Origin of the sequence: Achromobacter mucicolens, assembly GCF_902859725.1 — a bacterium.
In the GTDB taxonomy this organism is placed as follows: domain Bacteria; phylum Pseudomonadota; class Gammaproteobacteria; order Burkholderiales; family Burkholderiaceae_B; genus Achromobacter; species Achromobacter mucicolens.
Map to the genome: position 1 here is coordinate 17,758 of NZ_CADIJP010000034.1, position 10,451 is coordinate 28,208.

A 10,451-nucleotide genomic window follows, 5' to 3' on the forward strand; every position below is an offset into this window, starting at 1 on the left:
TGATCAAAGGGTTGCCTGGGTGCCCAGGATGGCGGTCGATTGGCTGGACAGCGTACCGCCATTGCCATGCACCAGCGCAAGCTGCGCATCCGCGACCTGCCGTTCACCGCATTCCCCGCGAAGCTGGCGCACCGCCTCGATCATGATGAAGACGCCGTACATGCCCGGATGCACGCAGCACAGGCCGCCGCCATTGGTGTTGACGGGCAGCCTGCCGCCGGGCGCGATGGCCCCGTCCGCGATGAAGTCGCGGCCTTCCCCCTTGCCGCAAAAGCCCAGGTCTTCCAGGAACAGCAGCGTGTTGATGGTGAAGGCGTCGTAGAGTTCCACGACGTCGATGTCGCGCGGGGCCACGCCCGCCATCGCGTAGGCGCGCCGCCCGGATTCGGCGGCGGCCGTGACGGTCAGGTCTTCCATGGAAGAGATCTGCCGGTTCCACACCGCCGTCGCGTTGCCCAGCACGTACACGGGCGGGCGCGGCAGGTCGCGCGCGCGGTCGGCGCGCACCAGCACGTAGGCGCCGGCGCCGTCGGTGACCAGGCAGCAGTCGCGCACGCTCAGCGGATCGGACACCATGCGCGCGGACAGGATCTGATCCAGCGTCGCCGGTTCGCGCAATTGCGCTTCGGGGTTCAGCTGCGCCCACTGGTTGGCCGCCAGCGCCACGCGCGCCAGGTCTTCGCGCCGGGTGCCGTACTGATGCATGTGCCGCGCCGCCGCCAGCGCATACGAGGACAGCGGACTGAGCGGATCGTAGGGCGTTTCATACGGTTGCGGGTCGAACTGCTTGCGCACGCGTCCGACCTCGGCGCGGCTCAGCGTGGATGTGCGCTGCGTGCTGCCGTAGCAGACCAGCACCGCGTTGCATTGGCCCGAGGCCAACGCATGCAGCGCCGGCATCAGGTGCGCCACGAAGCTGGACCCGCCCAGCATGGTGCTGTCGATGAACGTGGGGCGGATGCCCAGGTGTTCGATCACCGGCATGGCCCACATCGGGGCCGCGACGCTGGCGGTGCACAGGCCGTCGATGTCGCGCATCGTCAGGCCCGCGTCTGCGACGGCGCGCTGCGCCGCCTGGACCAGGATCTCCATTTCGGTAAAGCCAGCGGCCTGTCCCAGGCCGGCGTGGCCCACCCCGGCCACCGCGACGGCGCCGCGCAATTCGTTCAGCGTCATGGCGCCTCCTTGTTGGGCACGAAAACGACCAGTCCGCGGCCGTCCTGCTGGATCACTTGCGCGCGCACGCCCATGCCGATGCGGACTGCGTCCGGCGCCACGCCGTCGACGCGGCTCATGAGCCTGACGCCTTCCTGCAGGTCGATCAGCGCCACGTTGTAGTCGCCGCCCACCTCAGGCTTGCGCCGCACGACGGTGGTGGAATAGACGGTGCCGCGTCCGTCGGGCGTGACCCAGGCAAGTTTGTCCGCGCCGCAGTGCGGGCAGATCATGCGGGGATAGAACACGGCGCGGTCGCAGCCGGCGCAATGCTGGATGAGGAAGCGGCCGTCGTCGAGCGCCTGGCGGTACTGCGCCTCGACGCCTTGCGACACGCCATCCGTCTGATCGGGAGCAGTCATGGTGCGATGGGATTCCAGTGGATCGGGTGAAACGGAACAGGCCCTAGTGTCCGCACTGCCACCCGCTTCGGCCATTCTTCATTGCTGAAGCAGGACTTTTGCCAATCCGTAGTGGGCGGCGCGCCCTACACGCAGCGCGAAGCCCGTCTTCGGAAGAGGCAGATTGTCCGGCCGTGCGCGCCGTGGCTAGATACCGGGCAAAGGAGGTGGACCATGAACCTGACCTGGACGCCGCAAGAGCGCCAATTCCGCGAGAGCGTGCGCGCCTTCGCCGCCGACAAACTGCCCGAGGACATCCGCGCCAAGGTGCTGCGCCACCAGCGGCTGGAACGCGACGACTACGTGCGCTGGCACAACGTCCTGGCCGACCAGGGCTGGGGCGCGCCGAACTGGCCGGTCGAACATGGCGGCACGGGCTGGAACGCCTTGCAGCGCCTGATCTTCGAAGTGGAATGCTTCAAGGCGGGCGCGCCGCGGCTGCTGCCTTTCGGCCTGTCGATGATCGGCCCCGTGCTGATGAAATACGGCAGCGCGCAGCAGCAGGCCCGCTTCTTGCCGCGCATGATCCGCGTAGAGGACTGGTGGAGCCAGGGCTATTCCGAGCCCGGTTCGGGGTCGGACCTGGCGTCGCTCAAGACGCGCGCCGTGCGCGACGGCGACGAATACGTCGTCAATGGCCAGAAGACCTGGACCACGCTTGCCCAATACGCCGACTGGATGTTCTGCCTGGTCCGCACCGACCCCGAGGCGCGCGCGCAACGCGGCATCTCCATGCTGCTTGTCGACATGCATTCGCCGGGCGTCACGGTGAGGCCGATTCGCACGCTGGATGGCGGTCACGACGTCAACGAGGTCTGGCTGGAAAACGTGCGCGTGCCGGCCGCCAATCTCGTCGGCGAGGAAAACCAGGGCTGGACCTACGCCAAGTACCTGCTGGGCCACGAGCGCACGGGCATCGCGGGCCTGGGCCATTGCCACCGCGAACTGGGCATCCTGAAGGACATGGCGGCGCGCGCGCAAACGCGCGGCAGGCCGCTCTTGCAAGACATTCGCATGCGCGACCGCATCTCGCGCATCGAAGTCGACATCATGGCGCTGGAGATGCTGCTGCTGCGCGTGGCCGCCAGCAACGACGGCACGCCGGGCCCGGAGGCCTCGGTGCTGAAGATCCGCGGCTCGGAGATCCAACAGGACCTGGCCATGTTGCAGATGGAGGTCGCGGGGCCGGACGCATGGCCGTACGACCCGGACTGGATGGAGGCCGGCAATGCGTTTCATGGGCCGGGTCCCGAGATGGCCGCGGCCGCGGGCGCCGGCTATGCCGATATGCGCAAGACCTCGATCTACGGCGGCACGACCGAAGTGCAGAAGGGCATCATCGCCCGCCTGGTGCTGGGCGTGTAGGCCCGCCGCGCAACCTCGACAGGAACACGACGCATGGATTTCATCTACACCGAAGAACAGCGCATGCTGGCCGACAGCCTGCGCCGCCTGGTGGACCAGGCATGGACCTTTCCGCAGCGGCGGGCCCGGCAGGCCGCGGGCAAGCTGGACCGGCAGGCGTGGCAGGCGCTGGCCGAACTGGGCGTGCTGGGCCTGAACATCTCGCAAGATCACGGCGGCTTCGGCGAAGTGCCCGCCAGCCTGCTGCCGGTGCACGTTGAGCTGGGGCGGGGGCTCGTTTCCGAGCCGGTCATTCCGAGCGCGGTGATGGGCGCGGCGTTGGCCGACGCCTGCGGCGAGACGGCGCGCGGGCGCTGGCTGCCGGCCATTGCGTCGGGCGAGGCCATCGTCAGCGTGGCGTGGCAGGAGCCCGGCCGCCGTTACGCCGCCAACCCGCAGGACTGCCGCGCTGCCCGCACGGCCGAAGGCTGGCGGCTGGACGGCGCCAAGCACCTGGTGTGGCACGGCGCGGCCGCCGATGCGTGGTTCGTCAGTGCAAAAGGCGAGGACGGCCGGACCGTGCTGCTGGCGGTGCCCGCCGATGCCGCCGGCGTGCGTGTGACGGATACGCCCACGCTGGACGGCGCGCGCTGCGCGCGGCTGGATCTGGACGCGGTGGCGGTGCCCGCGCAGGCATTGCTGGCAGAAGGCGAGGCGGCCGACCACGCGCTGGCGCAGGCCTTGCAGTGGGGCACCGCCGCGCTGTGCGCGCACGCGGCAGGGGCGATGGAGCGCCTGCTGGAGATCACGGTCGATTACCTGAAGACCCGCAAGCAGTTTGGCCAGCCGCTGGCGACGTTTCAGGCCTTGCAGCACCGGCTGGCCGAAATGCTGCTGGCCAAGGAGCTTGCGCTGTCGATGGCCTATGTGGCCGTCGCGGCGCTGACGGAATCCGACGCGGCGCAGCGGCGCCGCATGATCGCATCGGCCAAGCTCGAAGCCGCCCGCGCCGGGCGCCTGGTCGCGCAGCTGGCCGTGCAGTTGCACGGGGGCATGGGCATGACCGACGAACTGGAGGTGGGCGACTACTTCAAGCGGCTGACCGTGGTCGATCAACTGATGGGCGATACCGCCGAGCAACTGGCCGTTCTGGAGGAATTGGCATGAGCGCGCACGCACCGGCCTTTACGCAGATCCTGTTCACGCTGGATCGCGGCGTTGGCGTCATCACACTGAACCGGCCCGAGCGCATGAACAGCTTCACCGAGGTGATGCACGGCGAGCTGTCGCGCGCGCTGGACCTGCTGGAAGGGCACGCGGGCCTGCGCGGGCTCGTGATCACCGGGGCCGGCCGCGGATTCTGCGCCGGGCAGGATCTGGGTGAACGCAAGCCCGCCGAGGACGGCTCGCGCCGGGACCTGAGCGTCATGCTGGACAAGTGCTACCGGCCGCTCATCAACCGCCTGCGCGCCTTGCCCGTGCCGGTGGTGTGCGTCATGAACGGCGTGGCGGCCGGCGCGGGCGCAAGCCTGGTACTGGCCTGCGACGTGGTGTTTGCAGTGGAATCGGCGCGCTTCGTGCAGGCGTTCAGCAAGATCGGCCTCTTGCCCGACGCGGGCGGAACGTGGTTCCTGCCGCGCCTGGTCGGATCGGCGCGCGCGATGGGGGCGGCGCTTTTCGGCGAATCGGTGTCGGCGGCGCAGGCGGAATCCTGGGGACTGATCTGGCGCGTCGTGCCCGACGCGGCGCTGGCGGAAACGATCGGGCAGGTGACGGACACGCTGGCCGCCGGCCCCACGCGCGCCTACGCGGCCACCAAGGCGGCGTTGCAGGCGTCCAGCGGCAACACGCTGGCGCAGCAGTTCGATCTGGAATGCGGGCTGCAGCGCGAACTGGGGTACACCGACGACTACCTCGAAGGCATGCGCGCGTTCGCGGAGAAGCGGCCGCCGGCGTTCACGGGCAAATGAGGCGCGGCGAAAAAAGGCGCCTCGGGAAAAAGGCGCCCCGGAAAAGCAGTCGCGCTGGATTCAGGCTTGTCGCGGCGTCTGGATCTGATCGATGAGTTCGCGCGCGCAGCCGGGCAGGGCGTCGATGTCGCGCACCAACAGCTTGCGCTCGCGCACCACCCAGGGTTCGTCCAGTTCGACGACTTGCAGCTTGGTCTCCGACCCGTAACGGCGCGCGGCCGAGTCGGGAATGACGCCGATGCCCACGCCGGCCTGCACCATGCGGCAGATCGAGTCGAAGCTGTAGAGCTGGATGCGCTGCGGCAGGCGCTGGCCGATGCGTTCGAGCTGGTCGCGCAGAAAGGCCACCAGCGTGGAGCCTTCGTGCATGGTGATGAACGGGTAGCGCACGGCGTCCGCCAGTTTGACCTTGTCCTGAGCCTGCAGCGGATGGCCATTGGGCACGACCAGCACGAGGCGGTCGGTGCTGAAGTGGATGGTCTGCAATTCCGGCGCATCCACCGGGCCCGCGACGATGCCCAGGTCGGTGGTGCCGTCCAGCACGCCGCGCACGATGTCGCGGGTCAGGCGTTCCTGCAGGTCCACCGTGACGCCGGGGTGACCCGACAGGAATTGCGCCAGGATGTCCGGCATGAATTCGGTGACGGCGGTGGTGTTGGCGAAGATGCGGATGTGGCCCGCGTCGCCGTCGGATTGTTCCTGGAAATCGTGCTTCAGGTGGTCCACCTGCCGCATGATGACGCGCGCGTGCTGCAAGAGTTTCTGCCCGGCGGGCGTGATCTCGACACCGCGGCTGTCGCGGTAGAGCAGGCGGGAATTGAGCTGGTTTTCCAGCGCCTTGATCCGCACGCTGACCGCGGCCAGGGACAGATGCGCCCGTTTGGCCGCCTGCGTCAGGCTGGGGGATTCGGCGATGTGGATGAACAGTCGGAGGTCGGCAAGGTCGAAGTGCATGGTCCATATATTACGGCGTGGCGCCGGGGGGCGGCCATTCGGGATAGGGATCGATTCGCGACGGCCGGCCAGGGCGCGGATGGCCGATTCAGGCGCAGCAAACCCCGCCTTGAGGAAAAACGAATTCACAGCCCAGACGGCTTGCGGGCATGCTTCAGTCTGTAAAAACACCACCAGAGGAACTCGGCATGACATCTACAGATCCGGCCGCATGGATCGGCAGCGGCGAGCGCAAGGCGGACGCCATGGACCCCGGCCACGCCGCGCGTATCGCCGCCACGTTGGGCGGACCGGTTCCGGCGCAGGGAGACGACCTGCCGCCGCTGTGGCAATGGGCGTTCTTCATTGCCACGGTCGGCATGGATGGATTGGGGACGGATGGGCATCCCTCGCGCGGCGGGTTCCTGCCGCCCGCGCAGGACCGCAACCGCATGTGGGCCGGCGGCCGGGTGGAATTCCGCCAGCCGCTCAAGGTCGGCGTGCCGGCCGAGCGCGTCTCCACCGTGGCCGAGGTCAAGGAGAAGGCGGGCCGCACTGGCGCGTTGCTGTTCGTGACCGTGCGCCATGAATACCGCCAGTCGGGCGAGGTGGCCATCCTGGAAGAGCAGGACATCGTGTACCGCCAGCCCACGCCGCCCAAGCTGTCGGGCAGCGAACCCGCGCCGCAGGCCGAATGGCGCGACACCGTCAATCCCACGTCCGTACTGCTGTTTCGCTATTCGGCGGTCACGTTCAATGGCCACCGCATCCATTACGACCACCCCTACGTCACCGGCGTCGAAGGCTATCCCGGCCTCGTCGTCCACGGTCCGCTCATCGCCACCGAGATGGTCGCCGCGTTTGTTCGCGCCCATCCCAAGGCCCGTCTCACGCACCTGGCCTACCGCGGCTTGCGCCCGCTGATTTCCCCCACGCCTTTCCAGGTTGCCGGCCGCCTGTCCGAGCCGGGCGTCGCCCAGCTCTGGGCCGAGCAGGACGGCACGCTCGCCCACCAAGCCGAATTGAGGTTCACCGAATGAACATGCAGGCCTCCCGCCCACTGGACGGCATCACCGTCGTCAGCCTGGAACACGCCATCGCCGCGCCTTTCTGCACCCGCCAGTTGGCGGACATGGGCGCGCGCGTCATCAAGATCGAACGTCCGGGCACGGGCGACTTCGCCCGCGGCTACGACGAGCGCGTGCGCGGGCTGTCCTCGCACTTCGTCTGGACCAACCGCTCCAAGGAGAGCCTGACGCTGGACTTGAAGCGCGACGAAGCCGCCGGCATCATGGACCGCCTGCTGGAATCGGCCGACGTGCTGGTGCAGAACCTGGCGCCCGGCGCCGCGGCGCGCCTGGGACTGTCCTTCGAGGCGCTGCACGCGAAGCATCCGCGCCTGATCGTCTGCGACATCTCGGGCTACGGCGAGGGCGGTCCCTACCAGGACAAGAAGGCCTACGACCTGCTGATCCAGAGCGAAAGCGGCTTCCTGTCGGTTACCGGCACGAAGGATGACCCGGTCAAGGCGGGGTGTTCCATCGCGGACATCGCTGCCGGCATGTACGCGTATTCGGCCATCCTGAACGCGCTGCTGCTGCGCCAGCGCACTGGCGTGGGCAGCCGCCTGGACGTCTCCATGCTTGAAAGCATGGTCGAGTGGATGGGCTTTCCCATGTACTACGCCTTCGACGGCGCGGCGCCGCCCGTGCGCGCGGGTGCGGCCCACGCGTCCATCTATCCGTACGGGCCGTTCCCGGTGGGCGGCGGGTCGACCATCATGCTGGGCCTGCAGAACGAACGCGAATGGCGCGTCTTCTGCGCCCAGGTGCTGCGCCAGGCCGATCTGGCCGAGGACCCGCGCTTCATTTCCAACTCGCTGCGCACCGCCAACCGCGACGCCCTGCGCGCGCTCATCGTGGCGGCGTTCGCGGACCTGTCCATCGAGCAGGTGACGCAGCGCCTGGAAGACGCGCAGATCGCCAATGCCCGCGTCAACGACATGGCGGGCGTGTGGGCGCATCCGCAATTGCAGGCGCGCCAGCGCTGGAGCGAGGTCGACAGCCCTGCCGGCGTGCTGCCGGCGCTGCTGCCGCCCGCCACCAGCAACGCATTCGCGCCGCGCATGGGCGCGGTGCCCGCCGTGGGCCAAAACACCGATGCGGTGCTAGCATCACTGGGATACGCGCCGGATCAGGTGGCGCAGTTCCATGCCTCGGAGGTCGTGTGACACATCCCGTCGTTCGTAGCGCCCTGTTTGTGCCGGCCTCGCGGCCCGAGCGCATCCCCAAAGCGCTGGCCGCCGGTGCGGACGCCGTCATCGTGGACCTGGAAGACGCCGTGGAACACCTGGCCAAGGCGTCGGCCCGCGAAGCCCTGTGCGATTTCCTGGGCATGAATCGCGAGGCCCGCCTCTGGGTTCGCATCAACGACGCCTCCACCTCCTGGCACGACGACGATCTGAAGGCCTGCCGCGGCAAGGCCGGCGTGGCGGGCATCCTGCTGCCCAAGGCCGAAACCATGATGCAGGTGCGGCACGCGGCGCAGGCCGGTTGTCCGGTGATCCCCATCCTGGAAACCGCGCAGGGCATTCTCAATGCGGGCGAGATCGCCGCTACCCCCGGCGTCGCGCGGCTGGCGTTCGGCAGCCTGGACTACGGCCTGGATCTGGGCCTGACGCCCGACACGCCGGGCGCCGAAACGGTGCTGGACCACGCGCGGGTGCAGGTGCTGTTGCACACGCGCGCGGCGGGTCTGGCGCCTGCGCTGGACGGCGTTTTTCCTGGCGTGCAGGATCAGACGGGTCTCGCGGCAGCCGCGGGCCGCGCGCAGCAAATGGGTTTCGGCGGGATGCTGTGCATCCATCCCGCGCAGGTTCCGGTCATTCACGCCGCGTTCGTGCCGGCGCAGCAGGAACTGGACTGGGCGCGGCGCGTTGTGGCCGCGCACCGCGACACGGCCGCGGGCACGTTCATGCTGGATGGCAAGATGGTCGACGCGCCCGTCATCGCACGGGCGCGTCTGGTGCTGGCGCAGGCGGGCGAGTCCGCGCGCGGCTGATTCTCGCGCCGGCGCCTCGTCCAGACCACACCGAGGCCCCCGCGCGCAACTGACAGGGCGGGCCCATGGGCGAGGCGCTTTTTATCGGACATACCTACATCGACGTAACCGTGCTGGCCGACGAATGGCCCACGGGCGACCAGAAAAGCGTGGCGCGCGATTACGCGGTGTCTTTTGGCGGCAATGCGGTCACGGCGGCCTTTGCCTGCGCGCGGCTGGGATTGCCGCCCGATCTGATCTGTTCCCTGGCGCCCGACTGGCTGGGACACATGTACACGGACATGGCCGCCGCGCATGGCGTCACGCTGCACGCGCGGCACGTGCGGCGGTCGTCGTTGTCGTTCATCATGCCCAATAACGGCAAGCGCGCCATCCTGCGCGCCCGTGATGCCGACTACCTGAACGACTTTCCCCGCCTGGACATCGCCGGCTATCGCGCGCTGCATCTGGACGGCCATCAGCCCGATGCCGCGCTGCATTACGCAAGGGCGTGCCGCCAGGCCGGCGTGCTGACGTCACTGGACGGAGGCGGCGTGCGCGAGAACACCGACGAGCTGCTGCGTTACATCGATGTGGCCGTGTGCGCCGAGCGCATGTGCGAACAACTGAACCTGCCGCCCGAGGGCCTGCTGGACCTGCTCAAGGCGCGCGGCTGCCGCATCGGCGCGGTGACGATGGGCGAACGCGGGATGCTCTGGTACGACGAAGCGGGGCGCGTCGACACGCTGCCTTCGCTGGATGTGCCCGCCTCGCGGATCATCGACACTTCGGGGGCGGGCGACGTGTTTCACGGCGCCTACGTGTGGTCCTACCTGACGCGGCCGGACCAGCCCTGGATCGAGCACTTCACGTTCGCGCGCGCGGCCTCGGCGCACAAGATCCAGCATCTGGGCAATGAGGCGGGGCTGCCGGACGTGGAAGACGTCGAGCGCGCCATGATGGCCTTCACGCCCAAGCCCTGACGCCCGGCAGGCGGCGCGTACCGATGGGCGTGATCAGCCCGCGAGCCGTTCGATGGGCTGGTCGTGGATCGCGCCGATCCACGCATCCAGCGGTTTGCCGTGCACCGACAGGTCAGGCGCCAGGTCGCGCAGCGGCAGCAGCACGAAGGCGCGCAGATGCAGACGGGGATGGGGCAGGATCAGCCGTTCGTGATCGAGCTGCGCATCGCCGTGCAGCAGCAGATCCAGATCGAGCGTGCGAGGGGCGTTGCGGTAGGGGCGCTGGCGGCCGTGTTCGTGCTCCAGGGCCTGCAGGACGTCCAGCAGCGCCAGCGGCGCAAGAATGGTATCCACGGCGGCCACGGCATTGATGAAGTCGGGGCCGGTGGCGTCGACCGGCGCGCTGCGGTAGAACGGCGAGGCCGTCACCCCGGAGATGCCGGGCGTGGCCTCAAGCTGCGCCAGGACCTGGCGCAGGGTGGCCGCGCTGTCGCCCAGATTGGCGCCAAGGCCCACGTAGGCGCGGACAGGCGGCTGCGGCACGGCGGTTACTCGCCGGCGGGCGCGCTGCGCGGCCCGCTGCGGCG

Annotated in this window: 11 protein-coding genes; 7 read left to right on the forward strand and 4 right to left on the reverse strand. The window is 69.0% G+C overall.

Annotated elements, in window-relative coordinates; translation table 11 throughout:
* Window positions 1-3 precede the first annotated feature (3 nt).
* Both HV786_RS26550 and HV786_RS26555 read right to left on the reverse strand, forming a co-directional pair.
* Window positions 4-1,176: a thiolase gene (locus HV786_RS26550; protein WP_175212063.1), complete on the reverse strand. Its 1,173-nt coding sequence runs from the start codon at window positions 1,174-1,176 to the stop codon at window positions 4-6.
* On the reverse strand, window positions 1,173-1,577 hold the full coding sequence (locus tag HV786_RS26555; protein ID WP_128829999.1) for a Zn-ribbon domain-containing OB-fold protein: 405 nt from the start codon (window positions 1,575-1,577) through the stop codon (window positions 1,173-1,175). The genes HV786_RS26550 and HV786_RS26555 overlap by 4 nt, the downstream gene beginning before the upstream one ends.
* A 213-nt stretch (window positions 1,578-1,790) precedes the next feature.
* Between HV786_RS26555 and HV786_RS26560 the strand changes: the two genes are divergently transcribed.
* The 3 genes from HV786_RS26560 to paaG are packed head-to-tail and all read left to right on the forward strand — an operon-like array spanning window position 1,791 to window position 4,930.
* Entirely contained in the window at window positions 1,791-2,981 is a 1,191-nt protein-coding gene (locus tag HV786_RS26560) for an acyl-CoA dehydrogenase family protein (RefSeq protein WP_128830000.1), read from the forward strand.
* A gap of 33 nt (window positions 2,982-3,014) precedes the next feature.
* Complete coding sequence (locus HV786_RS26565) at window positions 3,015-4,127, forward strand: acyl-CoA dehydrogenase family protein (protein ID WP_175212064.1); 1,113 nt, start codon at window positions 3,015-3,017, stop codon at window positions 4,125-4,127.
* The gene (gene paaG, locus HV786_RS26570) at window positions 4,124-4,930 is read left to right on the forward strand and encodes a 2-(1,2-epoxy-1,2-dihydrophenyl)acetyl-CoA isomerase PaaG (protein WP_128830001.1); all 807 of its coding nucleotides are present in this window, start codon (window positions 4,124-4,126) and stop codon (window positions 4,928-4,930) included. Before HV786_RS26565 ends, paaG begins: the two co-directional genes overlap by 4 nt.
* 60 nt (window positions 4,931-4,990) lie before the next feature.
* On the opposite strand, the gene HV786_RS26575 is transcribed toward paaG, so the two are convergent.
* Window positions 4,991-5,884, reverse strand: a complete 894-nt coding sequence (locus HV786_RS26575; protein WP_128830002.1) for a LysR family transcriptional regulator — start codon at window positions 5,882-5,884, stop codon at window positions 4,991-4,993.
* Between the two features lie 188 nt (window positions 5,885-6,072).
* On the opposite strand from HV786_RS26575, the gene HV786_RS26580 reads away from it, so the two are divergent.
* The 4 genes from HV786_RS26580 (at window position 6,073) to HV786_RS26595 (ending at window position 9,885) form a co-directional block, all read left to right on the forward strand.
* Entirely contained in the window at window positions 6,073-6,903 is an 831-nt protein-coding gene (locus tag HV786_RS26580) for an HTD2 family dehydratase (RefSeq protein WP_128830003.1), read from the forward strand.
* The gene (locus HV786_RS26585; RefSeq protein WP_175212065.1) at window positions 6,900-8,093 is read left to right on the forward strand and encodes a CaiB/BaiF CoA transferase family protein; all 1,194 of its coding nucleotides are present in this window, start codon (window positions 6,900-6,902) and stop codon (window positions 8,091-8,093) included. The genes HV786_RS26580 and HV786_RS26585 overlap by 4 nt, the downstream gene beginning before the upstream one ends.
* The gene (locus HV786_RS26590; protein WP_128830004.1) at window positions 8,090-8,923 is read left to right on the forward strand and encodes an HpcH/HpaI aldolase/citrate lyase family protein; all 834 of its coding nucleotides are present in this window, start codon (window positions 8,090-8,092) and stop codon (window positions 8,921-8,923) included. The genes HV786_RS26585 and HV786_RS26590 overlap by 4 nt, the downstream gene beginning before the upstream one ends.
* A gap of 65 nt (window positions 8,924-8,988) precedes the next feature.
* Complete coding sequence (locus HV786_RS26595) at window positions 8,989-9,885, forward strand: sugar kinase (protein ID WP_128830005.1); 897 nt, start codon at window positions 8,989-8,991, stop codon at window positions 9,883-9,885.
* A gap of 33 nt (window positions 9,886-9,918) precedes the next feature.
* On the opposite strand, the gene HV786_RS26600 is transcribed toward HV786_RS26595, so the two are convergent.
* Window positions 9,919-10,407: a 2-amino-4-hydroxy-6-hydroxymethyldihydropteridine diphosphokinase gene (locus HV786_RS26600; RefSeq protein ID WP_175212066.1), complete on the reverse strand. Its 489-nt coding sequence runs from the start codon at window positions 10,405-10,407 to the stop codon at window positions 9,919-9,921.
* Window positions 10,408-10,451: the final 44 nt, after the last annotated feature.